Below are 20,749 nucleotides of genomic sequence, written 5' to 3'. Positions count from 1 at the left end.
AAGGCGAGATTTCACAATCCTGTGACCGCCGCCGGCGTTATACTCACGCGCCATGACAAGCACACTCAAACCCGGGTCCTTCTGTTGGATGGAACTGGCTACGACCGACCAGGGCGCGGCTAAAAAGTTCTATACCGACCTGTTTGGCTGGACCGTTGACGATATGCCGATGGGTCCAGACGAGTACTACTCGATGTTCAAACTCGACGGCAAAGATGCCGCCGCGGGCTACACGCTACGCAAAGATCAGCAGGCGCAGGGAGTGCCTCCGCACTGGATGTTGTACATCGCGACCGACAATGCGGATGACTCCGCACGGCGGGTGACGGAACTCGGTGGAACGGTTCTCGCTCAGCCGTTCGATGTGATGGACGTCGGCCGCATGGCGGTCGTACAGGACCCAACCGGCGCGCACTTCTGCCCGTGGGAGGCGAAGAAAAACTCGGGAATTAGCGCGAAGAACGTTGACGGAGCTTTCTGCTGGGCCGACCTCAACACGCCCGACATCGCTCGTGCCAGCGAGTTCTACACCCAGCTCTTCGGCTGGAAGCTGGAGCAGAGCGAGAATGATTCCTCCGGCTATCTCCATATCAAGAACGGCGACGAGTACATCGGCGGCGTTCCGCCTGTCGAATTTCAAAATCCCAATGCTCCACCGCACTGGCTGCTTTACTTCGAGAGCTCCAACTGCGATGCGAGCGTTGACACGGCCAAACGCAACGGAGCGCAAGTGTTCCACGGTCCAACGACAATGGAAGGCGTAGGACGCTTCGCCATCATCGCCGATCCGCAGGGCGCGGTGTTCTCAGTATTCCAGAGCGCGCGCAAGTCCAACGTCACGTCGATGACTGCGTAGTTTTTTGTCATTCCGAAACGGAGGCTCACGCGTGCAGTTCGCGTGAGCCGGAGTGAGAAATCCCTATCGACTGCGAGGATCTTAATCCGGAGATTCTCGAAATCCGTAGGGATTCCTCAGCGCCAACACCAGGCGCTTCGGAATGACAAGCAAAAGAAGTGCCCGTTGACACCACCATTTCCTTCCCCCTACCCTTGCCTGTTCCCTCGCGTTTTCACTTCGGAGCAAGATGCGGATTCTGGTTTTGGGCGGCGGCGGCCGCGAACATGCCTTAGTGTGGAAGCTGCGGCAGTCACCGCGAGTGACCGAGATTTTCTGCGCGCCGGGCAATGCCGGCATCGCTCACGACGCCTCCTGCATTCCTGCCGACCTGCACAGCGTCGACGAACTGGTCCAACTGGCACATCGCCTCGAACCGGATCTGACCGTTGTAGGTCCTGAGCTTCCGCTCACGCTAGGCGTGGTCGATGAGTTCGAGCGACGCGGTCTCGCCATCTTTGGCCCATCGCAAAAGGCCGCGCACCTGGAAGCGAGCAAAGCGTTCGCCAAGGAGTTCATGCAGCGCGTGAACGTGCCCAGCGCGCACTACGCGATCTGCCGCAATACGGCCGAAGTGCAGCAGGCGCTTTCCCTTTTTGGAACGCCGGTCGTAGTCAAAGCCGATGGCTTGGCCGCCGGCAAAGGCGTCGTGATCGCAAAGACCAAAGAAGAAGCGGCGCGCATCGCGAGCGATATGCTCGCCCGCAAGCTGGTCGGCGACGCCGGCGCACAAGTGGTGATCGAGGAGTGTCTGCAGGGAGAAGAGCTCTCGTTCCTTGTTATGACCGATGGCGAAACCATTGTGCCGTTGGTTCCTTCGCGGGATCACAAGCGCGTGGGCGATGGGGACACTGGTCCGAACACCGGCGGCATGGGCGCGTATTCCACCGATGCGCTGCTGGACGCCACCATGCGCGAGTGGATCATTCATCACATCGCGCGTCCGGTGGTGAACGGAATGCGGGCCGAGGGCGTGGTTTACAAAGGCGTCCTTTATATAGGGTTGATGATGACCGCGCGTGGTCCAATGGTGTTGGAGTTCAACTGCCGCTTTGGCGATCCCGAGACGCAGGCCGTACTTTTCCGATTGGAGAGCGACCTGGTCACCGCATGCGAAGCCGTCGCCAAAGGTGCGCTGACGACGGACATGCTGCAATGGTCGCCCGAGCCCGCGGTTTGCATCGTCATGGCTTCAGGTGGATATCCCGGCTCGTTTACAACCGGCAAAGTGATCTACGGACTCGATGAAGCGGACAGGGTTCCAAACGTGAAGGTTTTCCACGCCGGCACGGCTCATTCCGGCGATCAGGTCGTCACCGCCGGAGGACGCGTGCTCGGCGTGACCGCTCACGGTCCAAATCTCGCGGCGGCAACCGCACGCGCATATGAAGCGGTAGAGAAGATTCGCTTCGAAGGCATGCAGTATCGCAAAGACATTGCGCGAGCGGCGAGGGCGAGTGATCATTAGAAAAAGCTGGAGCTACTCATAGCGTTCGGCACGAGGTCGGCTGTGCACAATGAATTCACTGCGATTATCGAGCGCGATGGAGACTGGTACATCGCGTATTGTCCCGAGATCCCCGGAGCAAACGGTCAGGGCACAACCCTTGCGGAGTGCCGCCAAAATCTGGCAGAAGCGATTGCGCTAATTCTCGAAGACCGACGCGAGGACGCGCTAAAAGGCAGTCCCCCGGATGCCATGCGTGAGACCGTCGTCATTCGATGAAGCGCGAGTCCTTGTTGCGACATCTTCGTCATTGCGGATGCGTTCTAGAACGGGACGGAGGATCGCATTAGCTCTGGATGAACCCACAAACCGGGCAGATGGAAGCTGTACCGAGACACACGGAAATCTCGAATCTGCTAGCCCGCAAAATCTGTCAGAATCTCTCCATCCCTGAGATCGGCAAAAATCAGTGATCACCGTTCTCCATCTCGGCACAATCGACTACGGAACGGCGCTGAACCTCCAGCAGTCGCTAGTCGAGCTGCGTAAACAACAGCGCATTCCAGATGTCTTGCTTCTCCTGGAACATCCTCCAGTCATCACCTTCGGACGCAATGCGAGCCAGAAGAACCTGCTCGCTTCGAATGAGCTTCTGAAACGCCGCGGGGTCGAGCTCTTCGAGAGCAACCGCGGCGGAGATGTCACCTTCCACGGACCAGGACAGCTCGTCGGTTATCCCATTCTTGATCTTCGCGGATTCTCACCACGCCTAGGAGCTGTCGAATTTGTGCGTCGCATGGAAGAAGCGCTGATTCGCACCTGCGGCGACTTAAGCATTCCTTGCGGGCGCATTTGCGGACTGACTGGAGTTTGGACCCAAGGAACTACTTCTGGACAGAAAGAACAAATCGATTCCCAAACTGATCCTCCGTGGTCGGAGGCATCCGCGAATCAGGATCAGAAAAAAATTGCCGCCATCGGCGTTCATATTTCGCGCGGCATCACCAGCCACGGCTTTGCCCTGAATGTCACGACGAATCTTGATTGCTTCAAGCTGATCGTCCCCTGCGGCATCTCGGATCGCCCGGTCACTTCGATTGCGCAAGAGCTTGAGGGCAAACGGCCGATTCCCACTCTGGAACAGGTCGCATACTCGGTATCGCTCAACTTCGGACGCGTCTTCGCTCGCCAGATGCTTTGGTTGGAGTCGCTCGAGGCGCTGCTTCACGGCGGCGCGACTAATGAAGAGGCGCTCGCGCCTGAAACGTCGCCGGCCGCCCAAGGAGCCTCGCGATGAATCGCTCTTGTCGGCCTTGGCGCGATGGGAACGCCCTGGCAATGAGAGACCACGCATTCCAGATACGGCAAGCCGTTCTGCAGGATTCTGATCAGATTCTTGCATGCCTGCAGGCGGCGTTCGCGCCGTATAAACATCTGTACACTGCGGCTGCATTTGCTGACACTGTGCTCGACTCACTAGCCGTCAAAACCAGGATGCAACGGATGCACATGCTGGTGGCAACTGTCGGCAATCAAGTCATCGGAACCGTATCAGCGTCACTTTGCGACGAGCACGAAGGATATCTCCGCGGCATGGCTGTTCTGCCGGAATATCAGAGCAGCGGAGTAGCGAAGAATCTGCTCAGAGCGATCGAGCAGTGGCTCCAGGAAAGTGGCTGCAACCGGGCTACGCTCGACACCACTCTCCCGCTCGCGCGCGCGATGAAGTTCTATGAAAAGAACGGCTACGAGCGATCTGGACGTACGACGGATTTCTTTGGAATGACGTTGATTGAATACGCGAAAGACCTCTGAGCACTGGCCGGTGCTTTAAAGATGCCGAATCACGTTTCGCAATAAGCCTATGCTCTGTTCCAATTGACTCAGCTCTGACTCGTTCAAATCCTGCAGCACCTTCGCCAAAGAATTCACCCGCCGTTCTTTTCCCGCCAGCAACAGACGCTCGCCTTTCCTTGTAGGCCGGATCTGCATCGCACGGGCATCTTCTTTGGAGGCCATAACGCTTACCAGTCCATCGCGCTCCATGGCTGCCACCAAACGACTCATCGTGGGATTCTTCACCTGCTCGGCGCCGGCGAGTTCGGCCAGGCTGAGAGCACGCCGGGAAAACACGAGTACCGACAAGGCCGAAAGCTTCGCCGGGCCGATGCCACTGGCCAGATCCTGGACCCGCAATCGCCGGAGCAGGTGAATGGCCGCGGAATGCAGGGCGTCGGCTACTTCAAACGGCTTTGGGCTCTTGGGCATTGACAGGCTCTGTTCAAATAGTTAGCATTGCTAACTATTCGCATCGTAGCACAACCGTTAGGAGGTGGCTATGTCGACTGGGATCCAAGTTGCACTCAATAGCATCGGCCAAATCGCCGTTCTGGTGAAGGACGTTGCGCGGGCGACGGAGTTTTATCGCGACAAGCTGGGAATGAAGCATCTCTTTTCTGCCGGGAATCTGTCGTTCTTCGATTGCGGCGGAGTTCGCCTGATGCTCGACAAGCCGGAGAAGGCCGAAGCCGGAACCTCAATCATTTATTTCAAGGTGACCGAAATCAATGGAGCCTACGAGCAGATGAAATCGCGTGGCGTACAGTTCGTCGACTCGCCGCATCTGATCGCCAGACTGCCCGATCACGATCTGTGGATGACATTCTTCCGCGACAGCGAAGGCAATCTGCTGAGCATCATGAGCGAAGTGCGACACTAACGGAACCGCCGCCGGTACCGGGGTCGCCAACTGACGCCGGTTTTGCGGCTGTTGGGGTGCTGGTAGGCGGTAGGTCGGAGTTGGCCGAATGGCCAACTCCGAGCTCCGTGATAACGCGAGCATCGCAATCGCGTAGTGCACTTTATGAGCAGCCGCAACACAAGCGGCTGCCCCAGCGGCTACAGCCGCCGGTTCCGTTAATACTCAACGTTAACCAGGAACAATCCTTCGGCTGGTGCTGTAGGCCCAGCTTGGGAACGGCTCTTCGCGGCGATAATCTTCGGAATCGCTTCAGCGCCGAGACTCCCCTTCCCGACTAATAGAAACGTCCCCACCAGATTACGGACCATGTGGTGCAGGAATCCATCGCCGCGAACTCGATAGGTGAATATCTCTTCCTCACGCTGCCAAGATGAAGAGAAGATGGTACGCACGTTATCGATCTGTTCGTCGTCTTTCCCACGTTCGGGATCAACGGCGGCGAAGCTGGTGAAGTCATACTCGCCGATCACAAACTCCGCCGCCCGGCCCATCGCCTCCTCGTTCAGCGGATACGGATGATGATGAACGTAGCGAGCCAGAAACGGCGGGCAGATGTCGCCGCGATAGATGCGGTATTCGTAGGTCTTCGCCTTCGCTGAGTGCCGCGCATGAAAATCATGCGCAACTTCCTCGACTCCAAGCACGCGGATCGACGGCGGCAACGTGTGATTCAGAGCAATAAGCAGATTCGGTGCCGGAATGGGACTTGCCAGCGCGAAGCTCGCGACTTGACCAAGCGCGTGAACGCCGGCATCCGTGCGCCCGGAGCCGTGCGGCAGAACCTGTTCTCCCGTGACGCGACGAATCGCATCCGCAAGCTCGCCCTGAATCGTGCGGCGATCCGGCTGAACCTGCCAACCGAAGAAATCGGCGCCGTCGTAGGCCAGGGTCACTTTGAAATTGCGGGACATTTCATCAAAACCAAGAGCGAACACGAAGGTCACGAGGCAAAAACACAAGAGGTCACAAAGGCGAAACCAAATTTCGTGACCTCTTCTTTCGCCTTCGTGACCTTCGTGTTCGCCTCTCCCCGTTAATTCCTATGACCGGAATCAGTCCTGTTTCAGTGACAATCATTTATACTAGGCGTTCCCACAATAGCTCACAGGACGGGCAGCGCCTTGTCCGGTGATGGAACTAATCTGCCCGGTGGATCGTATCCATCGTTGTTTCGGACGAAAAATTCTTGTGTGTTGACGAATCCGGACGGCAGTAGTCTCAATCTATTCACTCACTGAAAGCAATTTTGGAGAACGCGCATGCGTGAGTTGTGTTTGTCAGGATGTAAAACGATCAGGCGGACGCTTCCGCTCAGTGCAGCTTTGGGCTGCGCACTCTTATTTACCACATCGATGAACGCGCAGGAGACGCCGAACGCGCCCACACCGCAGCAGCCGGCCAGCACGGTGCAGCCGAGTCGCGGCGAAACCTTTGGCGGCCTCAATTATGCGAACGGCTACAGTTTTCTGAAAGGTCCGATTGCGCCGTACAAGACGAGGAACGTTGCTCCGCCGAATCTTTCAAATTCGCCGCGGTTAAATCAACTGGTACGCGACGGAAAGATCTATCTCTCCATGTCGGACGCGATTGCCCTGGCGCTCGAGAACAATCTCGATTTGGCGATTGCGCGCTACACGCTGCCCATTGCTGATACTGATGTGCTTCGCGCTAAAGCGGGACAAGCGTTGCGCGGCGTTAACACGGGCTTGGTTCAGGGGACGCCTGGCGGACAGAATCCAACGGGCACCTCCGGAGCATCAGGCTCTGGAGCCGGAGGCACTACCACGGGAGCCGGGGGAGCCGGAGCGGGATCAGGAGGCATTGTGGTTTCAACGCTGGGCGCAGGCGCAGCGGTACCGCAATTCGATCCTTCCCTGAACGGCACGTTTACCGGAGAGCGCACAATCAGCCCGCAAGCGAATCCTTTCAGCGGTGTTCCCGAATTGAGATCGAACACTACTGTCGGCAACTTTTCTTATAACCAGGGATTTTCGCCCGGCACGAATTTGTCGGTCGGGTTCCAGAACAACCGGCAGACTACGAACAGCCTGTTTACCAGCCTGAATCCCTCTTTGAACTCCAGTTTTCGCGCGACTATCACGCAGCACCTGCTGCAGGGCTTCGGAATAGGCTTGAACACTCGCTTCATTCGTATCGCCCGCAATAATCGTGAGATCTCCGACGTTGCCTATCGGAACCAGGTGATCCAAACGATTTCCCAAATCGAGAACATCTATTGGGATCTGGTGAACGCGTACGAAAATGTAAAGGCCAAAGAGCGTTCTGTGGGGTTGGCGCAAAAGACACTGGCTGATAATCAGAAGCAGGTAGAAATCGGAACCCTGGCGCCGATCGAAGTAGTCCGCGCTCAGAGCCAGGTGGCTACGAATCAGCAGGCTTTGATTGTCGCGCAAACCAACCTGCAACTGGAGCAGCTTCTCATGAAGAACGCGCTCTCACGCACTTTGTCGGACCCAATTTTGGCGGCGGCTCCGGTGATTCCTACCGACACAGTTGCAATGCCGGCAGAAGAACCAGTCACTCCCATCCAGGATCTGATTAACGATGCGCTATCTCATCGTCCTGACCTGGCCAGCGCCCGCATCAATCTGACGAACTCGGAAATCAACCGCAAAGCCGCGGCCAATGGCCTGCTTCCCTCAGTCGACCTTGTGGCTTTTTACGGCGCCACAGCGCTCGGTGGAGAGCAGAATCCCTTGGCTACTTGTGGATCTCCAGGCGTGAACCCACTTTTCTGTACGCCGGCGGGAACACTGCCATCCAATGGATACGGTAGTACAGTCGGCAACTTGTTCAACAGCAGCGCTCCCGATAAAGGCCTGGGACTCTCGATCAACATCCCGATTCGGAACCGCTCAGCCCAGGCTGACCAGATGCGGTCGGAACTCGAGCTTCGCCAGGCACAGATGCAGTTACAGCAATTGCAGAATCAGGTTGCGATTCAAGTCCGCCAGGCGCAGTTCACCGTGCAGCAGGATCGCGCTCAGGTCGAAGCTGCCGAAAAGGCGCTCGAGCTTGCCCAGCAGAGTCTCGACGCCGAGCAGAAGAAGTATGCTCTCGGGGCCTCGACCAACATCAACGTGCTGCAGACCGAGACCGATCTGGCTACGGCCGACAGCAATCTCGTGGCGGCACGCACAGCTTACGAGAAATCGCGCGTGGAGCTGGATCGCGTGACCGGCTACACGCTGACGCGCAATGGCATTGTGCTCGAGGACGCGTTCAACGGTGTTGTCACCAAGCAGCCGATCGTGCCCTACGTGACACCCCGCACTGATACCACGCCGACACAGCAGCAACAGACTCCGCAAGGAGCTGCGCAGAATCCGACAGCATCGCCGATGGCGCAGGAGAACCCGAAATAACGGAACCGGCGCCGGTAGGCAGGGTCCCCGGCGATCGCCGATTTTACGATTGCTGGGGTGCTACGCGATGGGGCAGCTGCGGTTTGTGCGGCTGCTGAATTTCGAATGCTTCGAAGGGCCTGCTGAATGAGTTAAACAGCAGAGTAGTAAACGAACTGTCATCCCTCGCACCGCAGCTATGCACTCGCTAATTTCAGAGTTTGTAGTTGCGGTGCGGGGGACCCGCTGTTCGACTACTCAGCCGAAAGCAGGTCCCCCGCACAGCAAAACCAAGCCTTCAGAATCGAATTACGCCTTCGCGGCTGTGCGAGGGATCACAGTTGCTTCTCGGACGACGAGGCAAAAAATGCCCTCGTGTGCTCCCTACCGACTCGTTCCAAACCGGTAAACCACGCCAAGCGCCACACGCGCGTGATTGTCTCCATGATTGAAGAAGTTGGTGCGCAGCAGATCGATCTGCGCGCGTCCGCCGAAATGGTCGGTGAAGAAGTAATCTCCGCCGCCACCCAGAATCCATGAATACGATGTGTCGGAATCGGCAGTGCCGGTTGCGCTCACATTGGTGTGGCTAAAGCCGAACAGAAGGTGGCCGAAGGCATCGGCGTTGTTGTTCGATGACGGACGGAAGGTAAACCTCGGGCCAAGATTGAAGCTGTGCATGCGGCTGTGCAAGGTGTTCGGAACTCCGGGCAGAATAACCGCGATAGTGCCAAGGTCTTTCGAGCCGTATCCGCCGCTCAGGTCGGCTTCGACTCCTAAATTGGGAACTATGTTGTAGTTAGCCGACGCGAGCCAGCCGCTTTGTCCGACTCCGAAGTTGCTGCTGTGCGAATAAGCACCATAAATATCGATCGGCGGTACCTCGCTCGATTGTGCAAACAAACACGCAGAGCTGAAAGTAAGTACCGCAATGACGACGAGAAGTGGACGCCTCATGGAATGCCTCTCTTTTTTCGACAGGACACCAGGCTGGGCGAAGCGCGTCGCCGCATGCTCAGAGGGGAAGGACCTGTTCGTTATCTGGTGTGATTGCAGGCGCAGCGCTGCAGTTGTCGCGCTACATGCTTCGACTCAAGTTGTCGCGGTTGCAGTAGCAAGCTACGACAGAAAGTGCATGTCCTATTGCCGTCCGTTCATTGCTCGCTAATGATTGCCAGATCCCAAGGTTTGAGAGTAATGGCCTCCTTCGGAGCAACGTGGCGATTACTCAGGATGTCTTCTCCACTGTTGTACGCATATGGGAATTGCTGCTTCTCGCCTGAGAAGTTGAGGTAATAATGCAGCAGCCTGCCTTGAGCATTGCGTCCGTGTCTCACCTTCACAGACGAGGGAAGATTCTGATCTGGGCCCGTTAATCCGGCCGTTTTTGCAACATCGCGGATGATCTCACGCTGCAATGCATCGGTGAGGTATGTACCTTCATACGTCAAAGTGCCGTTTCCATATTTATTGCGAGTGATCGCTGGGAAATGCCAGTACGGATCTTTGAATGAAGCAATCACCTGCGCTGTGTCGGGAATGATGAACTCCTCCCAGACTGCGCCTTTGCTCTGATCGCCCACGCCGTAAGGATCGGGTTCGAGTTGCTCAGGCTCAGCCAAATTCGTGAACTCCTGATAGTGAAAACCGGCGGCGGCGCGCAGCGGACCGGGAGCCATTACGTCGCGCACGGTGGAATACTGATTCGTGAAACCGCTTTTGAAGGACATAATGACCTGTCCGCCGTCTTGGACGTACTTCACAAGCTGCTGAAGAATTTCGTCGGACGCGCTGTATAGCGGTGGAACAAGCAGTACTCTGTAACGTCCCAGATTGGGATCGCCTGCCTGTACAAAGTCGGGCTCGATATTCAGATCGTAGAGCGCGTTGTACATCTGGCGCAGCACGGTCATGTAATCGACGTGATCGCCCACAGGCATGTAGCTGAGCGCATTCGCCGAATCGACGCTGAGGAAGATTCCGACTTTGTTGTCTTTCTTCAGATCGACGAGTTGCGGGCCGACCCGCTTGAGTTCGCCGGCAACCTCGCTTACCTCGCGATACGTTCGGTTTGGCTCAAGATCGTGCGAGAGCACGCCCTTCCAGTAAGTCTCCTGCCCGTAATGAAGCGAGTGCCAGTGCCAGTACTCGACCATGTTCGCTCCGGCAGCCAGGTGCGTGTACACAACCAGGCGTAGCTGTCCTGGATACTGCGGATATTGCGCGCGCGAATCCCATCCGATGGTCTGCGCGTTGGTTTCAGTGACGAGATAATTTGTGTGCTTCAGCGAGCGACCGAGATCGCCGGCCATCCAGATTGCACGGCCATTGAGGCGCGCCTGCGTTTCGAAGTACGGATTCTCCGCGACAATGTCGAGATTGCGCGCGATCGCCCACTGATCGAGGTTCGTGTGCACTCCACCGCTGAAGTCCTGCGTGATGAACTGATCGGAACGCTTGTACTCGTTCACGATCTTCGCCTGCCAGGCGAGATAGTCGGTGACAACGTCGTGCTGGAAGTCCTCCCACTCGAGCTTGTATCCCGGATTGAGAATCCCGTTTCGGGGCGGAAGATCTTCCCACGAGTCGACGAGCTGTCCCCAGTACACCAGGCCCCAGATTTTGTTGATCGTCTCCGGCGTTTTGTACTTGCGCTTCAGCCGATCGAGGAATGCGGCATTCATGTACGGCGTTGGAATGCCGGTGGGGAAGGTCTCGTTGTCGATCTGATATCCAATCACCGCCGGATGATCTTTGAAGTGGCTGACAATCTGCCGGATGACTCTCTCCGCTTTCTCGCGGAAGTAGGGATTGAGAAAATCATAATTCTGGCGCGGCCCATACCATCCCGGAGGCCCAGAAGGTGGATACGTCGGATAGTAAGGATCGCGCAGCGGCGGAGCAGATCCAGTCTCGTGCGTTACCGCGATCTCAGGATGCTCTTTGTAGAGCCAGGTAGGAATCGAATAAGTCGGCGTTCCCAAAATGGCCTTAATGCCGGCCTGGTGCAGACGATCGAGAACGCGCTGCATCCACGCAAACTGAAAATCGCCGTCGCGCGGCTCCCAACTGCTCCAGGTGGATTCGCCAACGCGGACGATGGAGATGCCAGCCTTGCGCATGAGCTCGACATCCGTATCGAGCCGGTCGTACGGCATGTACTCGGGGTAGTAGGCGACGCCATAAAGGACGTTATCCATTTTGTCGGGAGCGAAGGAAGCTGGCTGCCGGGGAGTCTGGCCCTGAGCGTAACCCACGCTGGACAAGACCGAGACAAACACACTCACTACAGAGCACGACAAAAGCATCTTCGGCTTCATCTATCGTTTCTCCGCCTGTACCAGATTTTCACTACGCTATTGCGAGTTCCAGTCCATCTCCTACGGATGGAGAAGCTGCATATTCGATATGCAGCACTCTTCGAGGAGAATCATTTTGGGACTTGGACGAGGAGTGAATCAACAGCGGTCGCATCGCAAGGACCGAGCCTTTGCTCGCAAGGCAATCTTCGGCTTTCAATTCCCTGCTCAGCCTCTCAACCTCCTCGTCCGAAAGAACTCCGAGCTTATGTGTTCCTGGAAGAACTCGCAAGGGACCATTCTTCTCAGTGGAATCGTCGAGATGAAGACGGAGCGCCACGATCTGATCAAGCGCTCGCGTTGGAGCATGGGCGTAATTGATGCCTTCTTTTACAGACCAGGGTCCCCAGCCAGGCATATCGGTTCGTACCCGGAGAGGCAAGGCGGTATCCTGATGCCACACGACCAGCCAGTTTGCGTCGAACGATTTGTCGAAGAGTGTAGCCCGAAATGGGAATGCGCCATTGCCAAGAATGCTTCGAGCAATCGCCAGCATGCGCGAACTCTTGGCAACCTCTAGAACAACTTCATTCGACATCAGATGTCGAATTCCAGCGCGGCTGCGGCGAGGCGATTTCTCATCGAATTTAACCATCAGAATCGAAGCTTCGTCTCGAGGCACCACATCCGGAACGAGAGCGATGCCATTCTTGCTTACAGCTGCCTGCAGGTTCATTTCAGTAGTTTAGAAGCGCCCTCGTTCGTGCGATTATAGATAGCCACCATACGGACTATTTGGGGGTGTTCTGCAGCCTCTCTCCACAGGGGAGATTCTTAACGCAATGAAACTCCCGCGTCGCGCCAACATCTCCTGTCCTGTTACTATGTTTGTCCATTCTCCCAAAATTGAAGGTCGTACTTTTGCAGGACAAAACTCAGGAGGAAACCCTCTGCATGTCAAAGGCTACCGTTCTCTACCGCATTGGCTCAGTAATACTCATCCTTTTTGCCGCTGGTCATACGGTTGGTTTCCTGCGGTTCAAAGCGCCTTCTGTGGAAGGCCAGGGAGTTTGGGACTCGATGCGCAGCGTCCATTTCCCGCTTAGCGGGAACAGCCGAAGTTATGCCGAGTTCTACGTTGGCTTCGGCCTTTTCGCAACACTGTATCTTCTCTTTGCAGCCTATCTGGCGTGGTATCTCGGGGGATTAGCGCGCAGCAATCCGCAAGCGATTGGGACTCTGGGCTGGATGTTCTTCGCCGTGCAGATTGTGTCATTGATCCTTTGCTGGAAGTATTTTCTTCCACCACCGGTGGTGCTCTCCGGACTCGCGGCAATCTGCATTGGTTGGGCTTCCTGGCTTGTTGGCTGAAGCGCGGCCAACGATTCACGGCTGTTTCGTGTTCTTCACCACTGTCACGATAAGAACGACCCCATTGAGTACCGAAAGCAGCGTAAAGGCCAGCAGGACATAAAGAATCTTCATGTGATGAAAGGCTGCGACAAGCACAGCCACTACGAGAATGACGTCGATTACGACGAAGATGGCAATCTGCTTCTTCGGCATCGGCTACTTCCCCGCATTTCCGGGGCCGCCGACGGGAAACAGCTTCAGCAGACGGTCCGAAAGCGGCGGCATCGGCGGAAACGGCGCGTGAGGTTCATTTTGGTACCAGTACGCGACTGAGTAGTAGTTGTCTGAACGGTGATTCGCGTGTCCGTGCTCGATGGTTGCGCGCAGCGACTTTGTGAATGGAATCGGCGAGTCGAGATGAAAACGATAGACGGATGACTCGCTGCCCGCTTTCTCCTCACCTTTCACCGGTGCGCCGAACAGTAAGTATGAGAATGGGCGGTCGCCGAAGTCCCATGCTCCTAGAAAATAGTCTTCCGATCCAGTGCCGTTAATCGACGGACGTTGCTCGCCGTCGATGAAGAACATATCGTCGCCTTCGCCCCACCAGCCGTCCTGGTTCTGCAGCACGGACAGAGTGACGCCGACGAACTGTCCGCGGCCTTGCGCTTCGAGAAACGTGTAGTTGCCTGCGCCATCGAGATTCTTGCGGTCATTTACCTTAGGATCGCCGTTCGAGGTCCACTGATTCGTCCATCCCATATTGGGAGCAGTCTGGCGGAACTGCGCGTGGAAGTACAGCGTGTCCGGCGGCAGAGGTTTGCTGTACCCACGCCAGTCGATGTTGAAGTAGAAGGCTCCGACCGGAATCGAGCCTTCGTTGGTGGCGGTAATGCGAGCGTGCTTCTGGAACGGCATAGGGAAGAAACAGTTCAGAGCTTTGATTGAGCCTACAGCTAGCGGTGCCGATTGATATTCGTGATAGGTGCCGAGGCCGAGTCCGAAGAAGTCGCCGACGGGCGCTTCGACTGACGGAGTCTGCTCGCCATCCCAGTACATGCGCAGCACAATGGCTTTCAGGTGATCGCGGTCGCGAGTGGCGATCGTCATCCAGATGTGCGTGATCTCTCCCGGGCCGTTTTCATCGAGCAGCGTTAGAGTGCCGCCCGCCGGAACTTCGCGGAAGTCGGCGTTGCCGCCGCTGCGATCGTAGCTCGAGGTGCGATGCAGGGCGTAGTCCTGCGGGTGTGTCAGATCGGGAAAGCTGGGAAGCTGGGCGAGGACGGCGGTTGCGAGCAGGAGAACGACTAAACAGTGCTTGGTCATGAGTGCTTCACGATGCGGAGCTGTCATTCCGAGCGCAGCGAGGAATCCCTACCACGCCGAAACATTTTCGTGTCAGTAGGGATTCCTCACTTCGTTCGGAATGACAAGACAACAAAAAGAGCTAGAACCCCATAATGTTGTACCCGCAATCCACGTAGATCGTCTCGCCAGTAATGCCCGTACTCAGGTCTGAAGCGAGATACAGCGCGGCGTCGCCGACTTCCGCAGCTTCAATATTGCGCTTGAGCGGCGCGCGTTCGGCATGAGCCTTGAGCATGTCGCCCAGTCCCGAAATTCCACGAGCGGCGAGAGTTTTGATCGGCCCGGCAGAGATGGCGTTCACGCGAATTTTTTGCGGTCCCAAATCGGAAGCTAGATAGCGTACAGAGGCTTCCAGCGCAGCCTTCGCCACGCCCATCACGTTATATCGCGGCACAACTTTCTCCGCGCCGTAGTAGCTGAGCGTGATCACGCTTCCGCCTTCTGTCATTAGCGGAGCCGCTGCGCGACAGAGTGCGATGAGCGAATAAACACTTACATCGTGGGCAATGCGAAAACCTTCACGCGTAGTGAAGATGAAATCGTTCTTCAATTCATCCGGCGGAGCAAATGCTACGCTGTGCACCAACGTATGCAGCTTCCCATATCGGGACTTGAGCTGCTCGAATAATTGATTGATCTCGGCATCATTGGAGACATCGCATTGGTACGCCTGCGCGCCTGGCAAAGCTTCGACCAACTCGTTCGCTTCCAGCGCGAGGCGCTCATTCTGATACGTAATGGCGAGCGTGGCTCCGGCCGCCTGAAGCTTCTGTGCGATCGCCCAGGCGATGCTGCGCTTGTTGGCAATGCCGAAAACAACGGCCACGCGTGCTTGCATATTGATCATCGGTCGCTCCGAGAAACACACAGGATAGCAGCACGGGAGGGGACAGGTTACAGGGGACAGGTTACAGGGGAAATCCTAAAGCCGGCTTCAATTGAGAGTCTCGGTTTTGCCTGTACCCTGTTCCCTGTAACCTGTAACCTTTCCGTCCCCTGTTCCCTTCCAGATTCCAAACTGGTTGCCACCACACTGCCCGCCGTACATAATCGCAATGAGGTGCTCTGATGGCTGATTTCTCGCAGACCAAGCGCAAGCTCGACGAAGCAGCTTCAAAGATCGAGCAGGAGATTAAAGGAGTGATCCAGCACTTGAACGAGCACGTTGTGCCGAAGGTCCGCAGTGAGGGTACGCAGGCGCTGCGCACTGCCGCCGAGCAACTGCGCAAACTTGCCGATCGCATGGACGACACCAAAGGACAGAATCCCCAGAAATGAAATGGATTCGCGTTGTACTCGGGCTCATCTGCATGGTTTCGCTCTCCGGCTGTGGAGAACATCGTCCGACCGAAGCCAAAGTTCCCGCGCCTCCGGAGATTCCCAAAACGGAACCGGCACCTCCGGCGGCGGAGCAGCAGAGCGCAGAAATCACTCCGGCACCGACAGTACCCACTCAGGCCAAACCCACCGAACGTGCAAATACAGAAGTAGTTGCGCCGCTCCCCTCTTCAGAGAAGCCCATCTACACCGAAACGGGACTGGCAAGCTGGTATGGCCCTCCATATCACAATCGCCGCAGCGCGAACGGCGAAGTCTACGACATGAACCAGATGACCGCCGCGCATCGCACACTGCCGCTGAACAGCATCGTGCGCGTGACGAACGTAAAGACTGGAGCGTCCGCAATTGTTCGCATCACCGATCGCGGACCATTCATCGGCGAGCGCATGCTCGATCTCTCGCTCGCCGCCGCCAAAGCAGTCGACGTGTGGGAGCCCGGAACGGCGTGGATCAAAATGGACGTCCTCGCGACACCGGCACCAATCGATCGCGGCGGAAAATGGGAAGTTCAAATCGGAGCTTTCGACAGCACTGAAGCTGCCGAGCAGCTCAAGCAGGAGATTGTCAGCCGCTATCGCCCAGCGCGCGTGATCGAGTTCACCGGACCGACCGGCGAATGGGTGAGAGTACGCGTACAAAACGACGATCGCCAGCTCGCAGAAGAGATCTCGCAGAACCTGAGCACTCCGGAAGGCGGAGTATTTCTCGTGCGATTAGACTAGAGGTCAACGTTGCTGGAGGCGTCAAGGACATGGAGTATTTGGCGATTGGGTGATTTCGCGATTTGGTGATTTGGGATTCCGGTCACGCTTTTGATTTTCAATCGCGAAATCACGAAATCAGGAAATCACGAAATAACCAAGCCGTCGCCACTATCGAAGCAGCCGACAACCCCAGAGTCTCATCAGGTGAAAAAACGATGGACTGTCTTTTCTGCCGCATCATCCAAGGCGAGATTCCCGCCAAGAAAGTCTATGAAGACGCGGAGACCTTCGTCTTCGAGGACATCAAACCGCAAGCTCCAACGCATGTGCTCATCATTCCCAAAAAGCACATCGTGGGTGTGAAAGAAGCCAAAGTGGAAGACGCCGAAATCATCGGAAAGCTGCACCTGGTAGCCGCGAAAATCGCGCGCGATCGAAAAATCGAAAACGGCTACAGAACCGTGTTCAACGTCGGTCCCGGAGCGGGACAGTCAGTGTTTCATCTGCATCTTCATTTGCTGGGGGGCCGCCTGCTGGGGTGGCCGCCGGGGTAGGCTCGATTCTGGATCAAAGGCACAAGGTTCGAGAATGCCGACAGTTCTCCTATCCGGTCCGTATCGCTTTTATTTTTTCAGTTCTGAACCGAACGAGCCACCTCACCTTCATGTCAGGCGCGAGAACCTGCGGGCGAAATTTTGGTTGGATCCAATCGAATTAGCTCGCAACTGGGGATTCCCCATGCACGAATTGCGACGTATTCGTGAGATTGTGGAGGATAATCGAGAAGCACTATTGGAGACTTGGAATGGGTATTTTGGCTCCTGCGGCAGATGAGCGCGTTTCGAAAGTTGCGGTCACTGATGATCTACTCAGTGTTCAATTGCGAGATGGTCGCATCATCAGTGTCCCGCTGTCGTGGTATCCCCGGCTTCAGCAAGCTAGTAAGCAGGAACGCGAAAATTGGGAAATTGGTCCCGACGGTTACGAAATTCACTGGCCTGACGTTGACGAGGATCTGAGTACCGAGAGTCTTCTGCTGGGCGTTCCGGCAGCTAAGAACACGACTCCTATTCGTCGGCAGCGAGTCGATTCCGATGCAGTTGCTTCGCTTGGTTACAACAAGGACACAGCGATACTGGAGCTTGAATTCAAAGACTCTGGTGAGGTCTACCGATACCTCGCAGTGCCAGAAGAGGAATTTAGAAATCTGCTTACCGCCAATTCGATGGGAACTTACCTGAACACGAAATTCAAGAAAGCTGGTTATCGACATCTAAAAATCAAGTAGCTTGCCGAGAGTTCATTTATCGTCCATCAAATATAAGAATTCCTCCTTCGCATTCCCATTTTGTTAAGAAGTGACAATGCCACTAACGAACTTCGATCAAGCGTTCTCCATCCGCAAGCTTGGCAACGATCGTCGGCAGCAGAGGCTCAAGCCACGACTTTAGAGCTCGATTCGAGCAGTTGCCAATTCTAAGCCACGCTACGGCGGGACCTGGTCTGCCGCGACGGACCCACTCGGCAAAGTCTTCATCCTTGCTCATGATCACTGCGCCCACGCTCGCGGCATGCCGCCAAATCGAAGCGTCGGTGGCTTGGGCAAGATTGATTTCTAGAACGTGCTCTACTTCGAGGCTATGTTCCCTCAGCCACTGCGCCATTGCAGCAGGCAACTGCGTGTCGAGAAGAAAGCGCACGGGTCAGGAGTTCGTGAGAACCGGATAATTTACTTGCTCGGCCGCGAATTCCAGGCATGCACGAATGTCTTCGGGCTCAAGGAAAGAATAGTCTTTGAGGATTTCTGCTTCAGAGACGCCGGCGGCCAGCATTTCGAGCACATCCTTGACGCGCAAGCGGTAGTGGCGGATGCACGGCCGCCCGCCACACTGCTCGGGATCGAAGGTGATACGGTCCGCGTATTTCATAGCCTAGACTGTAGCTTCTTTCATCGATGGACTCAAGTTGGGATCGCTGGTTCGACGAAACCCAAGGCTCTACTGTGCCTCCGCGCGATAGGCTACAAGAATTCCGCGCCTCACGCCTGCGCGAGAGTATATTGAACAGGCTATGAGCTCATCGGCTGCAAAACTCGCGTCGTGCGTTGATCAGGTCGCGAAGTTCACGGGCGATGATTTGGCCTCGAAAATCGCTGAGCTTGAGTGGCAATTCGCTCATCGAACGGGACAGGCGATTGCAGAACGACTGGATCAGAACCTGATCAGCGCAGAATTGCTTGATGCCGCAAAGACCATCAAACGTGCGGCTGCACAATTGATGTGGTGATGCATGCTTTAGGCGTTCTTTTGATGCTGCCAACGATCCTCACGGGCGGCGAAGTCGTTGAATCCCTCTCGCTCGGCGCAGGCAGCTCGGAGACACGACGATTCGACTTAGAGACGAATCGTCGGATTGCTGAGTTCACTTTCACCGAATGGCAGGGCAACGACAATGCGCGCTTGCAGAAGGTCTTTAAGGATTTCTTTCGTCTTGCGGAATTCGCGACGGATCGATACAAGCAGCTTTGGGTAAGCGATGATAAGTTTGTACTTAAATATCTTCGGAGCGGTTCGAGCGTGTATTCCGCCACCCACAAAAGCCGAAATGTTTGGGAAGAGTTTAGCGGGAAGTACCCGACTATCGAAAGAGTCGGAGAGTATTTTCGATTGCATGCCGACAATGTACACATCTGTGTTTATGGTCGAGACAATGCATCGCTCTAAAGCGTGGAACGGGAGCTAGTCGGTGAACTTCGATCAAGAAGTAAGCTGCTCCTTCCACAAACCATCTCTTGAAATCTCTTTAAATGCCTTAGAACCAAATTTGACGTTATCTACACCCGCGGGTCCAGCTTAAATATTTGAAACAGAAAACTCTCAGTTCCAAAATTTCTTCACCCGAGATGTTGTCGTGTACTTCAAAGATGGAATAATGCGTCCATTTTGATTTTTTGCCATCGCGCCGGTGGTTCCAGATTCGCTCCCCAATACCTCTCTTAAGCTTGGTTCCACCGACTCCTATATACACCACTTCGAAAATGTCCTTAGAGCGAGCACGTTGGTTGTAAAGAATATAGATGCCACGAGTACCGGCGGGAAGGCGCCAGCCATCTTGTGCATCTCGCTCACGATGAATGAGAGCCCGCTTGAAAAGCCTTAGTGGCGATCTGGACATGCCATCGCATTTTACACTTGGCTTAGGTTCTCGCAGTTTGTTGACATCCAGATGAATTGCAGCTGCCGAAATCGCGGCTGCCCCACCGGCTACCGCCGGCGGTTCTGTTTCCGCGGCAATCCGTGCATTTATCCGCGTGATCCGCGGCGGTTTTTGCTGTTGATTTTGCGTTTTTCCCGAAAAGGAAAAGGCTCAGTTGATTTCTCAACTGAGCCTTTATTTATGCCGGCGATGACCTACTCTCCCACACAGTTTCCCGTGCAGTACAATCGGCCCGGCGGGGCTTAACTTCCGTGTTCGGGATGGGAACGGGTGTGACCCCCGCGGTATGATCACCGACTTCGTGTCGCGGCTGCTCTATGCCATCCCCTAAGAGCAGGGTGTCACTTACTTTGTGACACGCGCGAGAACTGTCGAAGGCTGCTGGCTACTGGCCTCCGGCTACTAGCTAACAGCGCAAAGCTACTGAACTTAGTAGCTTGAGATTCCTCACAACTGAATCGATTGGGAAGCACTGGCCAACTTACTATTTCCAACTTCGGGACGACTTGTTTTTCGCCAGAAGCCAGTAGCAAGCAGCCAGCAGCCAAGCGGCGCGGAGCGCCGCAATGCACTGAATAAATTTTATGGTCAAGCCGAACGGGCGATTAGTATTTGTAAGCTGAAACCATTACTGGTCTTACACTTCAAACCTATCAAACTGGTGGTCTTCCAGTGCCCTTCATCACCCTTACGGGTTGGGAGATCTCATCTTGTGGAGTGCTTCACGCTTATATGCATTCAGCGTTTATCACAACCGAACTTGGCTACCCAGCCGTGCCATTGGCATGACAACTGGAACACCAGAGGTTCGTCCATCCCGGTCCTCTCGTACTAAGGACAGGCCCACTCAAATCTCCTGCGCCCACACCAGATAGGGACCGAACTGTCTCGCGACGTTCTGAACCCAGTTCACGTACCGCTTTAATAGGCGAACAGCCTAACCCTTGGAACCTTCTACAGCTCCAGGATGCGATGAACCGACATCGAGGTGCCAAACCGG

At 55.7% G+C, this 20,749-nt stretch carries 25 protein-coding genes and 2 rRNA genes; 15 read left to right on the top strand and 12 right to left on the bottom strand.

Features of this window, described 5'->3' with window-relative positions; translation table 11 throughout:
- Positions 1-52: 52 nt before the first annotated feature.
- The 5 genes from VFU50_18890 (at position 53) to VFU50_18870 (ending at position 4,157) form a co-directional block, all read left to right on the top strand.
- Positions 53-856, top strand: a complete 804-nt coding sequence (locus VFU50_18890; GenBank protein ID HEU5234930.1) for a VOC family protein — start codon at positions 53-55, stop codon at positions 854-856.
- 229 nt (positions 857-1,085) lie between these two features.
- Positions 1,086-2,363: a phosphoribosylamine--glycine ligase gene (gene purD, locus VFU50_18885; protein HEU5234929.1), complete on the top strand. Its 1,278-nt coding sequence runs from the start codon at positions 1,086-1,088 to the stop codon at positions 2,361-2,363.
- A gap of 42 nt (positions 2,364-2,405) precedes the next feature.
- Entirely contained in the window at positions 2,406-2,621 is a 216-nt protein-coding gene (locus VFU50_18880) for a type II toxin-antitoxin system HicB family antitoxin (protein HEU5234928.1), read from the top strand.
- Positions 2,622-2,811: 190 nt separating this feature from the next.
- Complete coding sequence (gene lipB / locus VFU50_18875; protein ID HEU5234927.1) at positions 2,812-3,639, top strand: lipoyl(octanoyl) transferase LipB; 828 nt, start codon at positions 2,812-2,814, stop codon at positions 3,637-3,639.
- Positions 3,636-4,157: a GNAT family N-acetyltransferase gene (locus VFU50_18870; protein ID HEU5234926.1), complete on the top strand. Its 522-nt coding sequence runs from the start codon at positions 3,636-3,638 to the stop codon at positions 4,155-4,157. Before lipB ends, VFU50_18870 begins: the two co-directional genes overlap by 4 nt.
- A 15-nt stretch (positions 4,158-4,172) precedes the next feature.
- Here VFU50_18870 and VFU50_18865 read toward each other — a convergent pair whose 3' ends face one another.
- The gene (locus VFU50_18865; protein HEU5234925.1) at positions 4,173-4,610 is read right to left on the bottom strand and encodes a MarR family transcriptional regulator; all 438 of its coding nucleotides are present in this window, start codon (positions 4,608-4,610) and stop codon (positions 4,173-4,175) included.
- 70 nt (positions 4,611-4,680) lie between these two features.
- Here VFU50_18865 and VFU50_18860 point away from each other — a divergent pair, with 70 nt between their 5' ends.
- The gene (locus VFU50_18860; GenBank protein HEU5234924.1) at positions 4,681-5,061 is read left to right on the top strand and encodes a VOC family protein; all 381 of its coding nucleotides are present in this window, start codon (positions 4,681-4,683) and stop codon (positions 5,059-5,061) included.
- A 197-nt stretch (positions 5,062-5,258) separates the two neighbouring features.
- Here VFU50_18860 and truA read toward each other — a convergent pair whose 3' ends face one another.
- A complete protein-coding gene (gene truA / locus VFU50_18855; protein ID HEU5234923.1) occupies positions 5,259-6,014 on the bottom strand; it encodes a tRNA pseudouridine(38-40) synthase TruA in 756 nt (251 codons plus the stop codon).
- 441 nt (positions 6,015-6,455) lie between these two features.
- Between truA and VFU50_18850 the strand changes: the two genes are divergently transcribed.
- A complete protein-coding gene (locus VFU50_18850) occupies positions 6,456-8,489 on the top strand; it encodes a TolC family protein (protein ID HEU5234922.1) in 2,034 nt (677 codons plus the stop codon).
- A 363-nt stretch (positions 8,490-8,852) separates the two neighbouring features.
- On the opposite strand, the gene VFU50_18845 is transcribed toward VFU50_18850, so the two are convergent.
- The 3 genes from VFU50_18845 to VFU50_18835 form a co-directional block, all read right to left on the bottom strand.
- On the bottom strand, positions 8,853-9,425 hold the full coding sequence (locus VFU50_18845) for an outer membrane beta-barrel protein (protein HEU5234921.1): 573 nt from the start codon (positions 9,423-9,425) through the stop codon (positions 8,853-8,855).
- A gap of 197 nt (positions 9,426-9,622) precedes the next feature.
- The gene (locus tag VFU50_18840; GenBank protein ID HEU5234920.1) at positions 9,623-11,788 is read right to left on the bottom strand and encodes a beta-galactosidase; all 2,166 of its coding nucleotides are present in this window, start codon (positions 11,786-11,788) and stop codon (positions 9,623-9,625) included.
- Positions 11,789-11,819: 31 nt separating this feature from the next.
- Positions 11,820-12,503: a phytanoyl-CoA dioxygenase family protein gene (locus VFU50_18835; protein HEU5234919.1), complete on the bottom strand. Its 684-nt coding sequence runs from the start codon at positions 12,501-12,503 to the stop codon at positions 11,820-11,822.
- 218 nt (positions 12,504-12,721) lie between these two features.
- Here VFU50_18835 and VFU50_18830 point away from each other — a divergent pair, with 218 nt between their 5' ends.
- Positions 12,722-13,138, top strand: a complete 417-nt coding sequence (locus VFU50_18830; protein HEU5234918.1) for a hypothetical protein — start codon at positions 12,722-12,724, stop codon at positions 13,136-13,138.
- A 15-nt stretch (positions 13,139-13,153) separates the two neighbouring features.
- Here the strand turns inward: VFU50_18830 and VFU50_18825 are convergent, their stop codons facing one another.
- The 3 genes from VFU50_18825 to VFU50_18815 all read right to left on the bottom strand — a co-directional run bounded on the left by VFU50_18825 (position 13,154) and on the right by VFU50_18815 (position 15,335).
- On the bottom strand, positions 13,154-13,333 hold the full coding sequence (locus VFU50_18825; GenBank protein ID HEU5234917.1) for a hypothetical protein: 180 nt from the start codon (positions 13,331-13,333) through the stop codon (positions 13,154-13,156).
- A gap of 3 nt (positions 13,334-13,336) precedes the next feature.
- Positions 13,337-14,446 (bottom strand): glycoside hydrolase family 172 protein, encoded by a 1,110-nt coding sequence (locus VFU50_18820; protein HEU5234916.1) that lies wholly within the window; start codon positions 14,444-14,446, stop codon positions 13,337-13,339.
- Positions 14,447-14,567: 121 nt separating this feature from the next.
- A complete protein-coding gene (locus VFU50_18815) occupies positions 14,568-15,335 on the bottom strand; it encodes an enoyl-ACP reductase (protein ID HEU5234915.1) in 768 nt (255 codons plus the stop codon).
- Between the two features lie 221 nt (positions 15,336-15,556).
- Here VFU50_18815 and VFU50_18810 point away from each other — a divergent pair, with 221 nt between their 5' ends.
- The 5 genes from VFU50_18810 to VFU50_18790 all read left to right on the top strand — a co-directional run bounded on the left by VFU50_18810 (position 15,557) and on the right by VFU50_18790 (position 17,821).
- Positions 15,557-15,766, top strand: coding sequence for a hypothetical protein (locus tag VFU50_18810; GenBank protein HEU5234914.1), 210 nt, complete (start codon positions 15,557-15,559; stop codon positions 15,764-15,766).
- Positions 15,763-16,551: a septal ring lytic transglycosylase RlpA family protein gene (locus VFU50_18805; protein ID HEU5234913.1), complete on the top strand. Its 789-nt coding sequence runs from the start codon at positions 15,763-15,765 to the stop codon at positions 16,549-16,551. The genes VFU50_18810 and VFU50_18805 overlap by 4 nt, the downstream gene beginning before the upstream one ends.
- 197 nt (positions 16,552-16,748) lie before the next feature.
- A complete protein-coding gene (locus VFU50_18800) occupies positions 16,749-17,087 on the top strand; it encodes a histidine triad nucleotide-binding protein (protein ID HEU5234912.1) in 339 nt (112 codons plus the stop codon).
- 34 nt (positions 17,088-17,121) lie between these two features.
- Positions 17,122-17,367 (top strand): DUF4160 domain-containing protein, encoded by a 246-nt coding sequence (locus VFU50_18795; protein HEU5234911.1) that lies wholly within the window; start codon positions 17,122-17,124, stop codon positions 17,365-17,367.
- Positions 17,339-17,821: a DUF2442 domain-containing protein gene (locus VFU50_18790; protein HEU5234910.1), complete on the top strand. Its 483-nt coding sequence runs from the start codon at positions 17,339-17,341 to the stop codon at positions 17,819-17,821. The genes VFU50_18795 and VFU50_18790 overlap by 29 nt, the downstream gene beginning before the upstream one ends.
- An 82-nt stretch (positions 17,822-17,903) precedes the next feature.
- Here VFU50_18790 and VFU50_18785 read toward each other — a convergent pair whose 3' ends face one another.
- Both VFU50_18785 and VFU50_18780 read right to left on the bottom strand, forming a co-directional pair.
- Positions 17,904-18,233, bottom strand: coding sequence for a DUF5615 family PIN-like protein (locus VFU50_18785; protein HEU5234909.1), 330 nt, complete (start codon positions 18,231-18,233; stop codon positions 17,904-17,906).
- 3 nt (positions 18,234-18,236) lie between these two features.
- Complete coding sequence (locus VFU50_18780) at positions 18,237-18,461, bottom strand: DUF433 domain-containing protein (protein ID HEU5234908.1); 225 nt, start codon at positions 18,459-18,461, stop codon at positions 18,237-18,239.
- Between the two features lie 142 nt (positions 18,462-18,603).
- Between VFU50_18780 and VFU50_18775 the strand changes: the two genes are divergently transcribed.
- Both VFU50_18775 and VFU50_18770 read left to right on the top strand, forming a co-directional pair.
- Positions 18,604-18,819: a hypothetical protein gene (locus tag VFU50_18775; GenBank protein HEU5234907.1), complete on the top strand. Its 216-nt coding sequence runs from the start codon at positions 18,604-18,606 to the stop codon at positions 18,817-18,819.
- A gap of 23 nt (positions 18,820-18,842) precedes the next feature.
- The gene (locus VFU50_18770) at positions 18,843-19,256 is read left to right on the top strand and encodes a hypothetical protein (GenBank protein HEU5234906.1); all 414 of its coding nucleotides are present in this window, start codon (positions 18,843-18,845) and stop codon (positions 19,254-19,256) included.
- A gap of 674 nt (positions 19,257-19,930) precedes the next feature.
- Here VFU50_18770 and rrf read toward each other — a convergent pair.
- Both rrf and VFU50_18760 read right to left on the bottom strand, forming a co-directional pair.
- A 5S ribosomal RNA gene (gene rrf / locus VFU50_18765) occupies positions 19,931-20,047 on the bottom strand.
- Positions 20,048-20,333: 286 nt separating this feature from the next.
- Positions 20,334-20,749, bottom strand: a 23S ribosomal RNA gene (locus VFU50_18760); the annotation flags it as partial.

The sequence above is a fragment of the Terriglobales bacterium genome (assembly GCA_035764005.1).
Taxonomy (GTDB): domain Bacteria; phylum Acidobacteriota; class Terriglobia; order Terriglobales; family Acidobacteriaceae; genus Gp1-AA112.
This window is presented reverse-complemented; position numbering and strand designations above follow the sequence as displayed.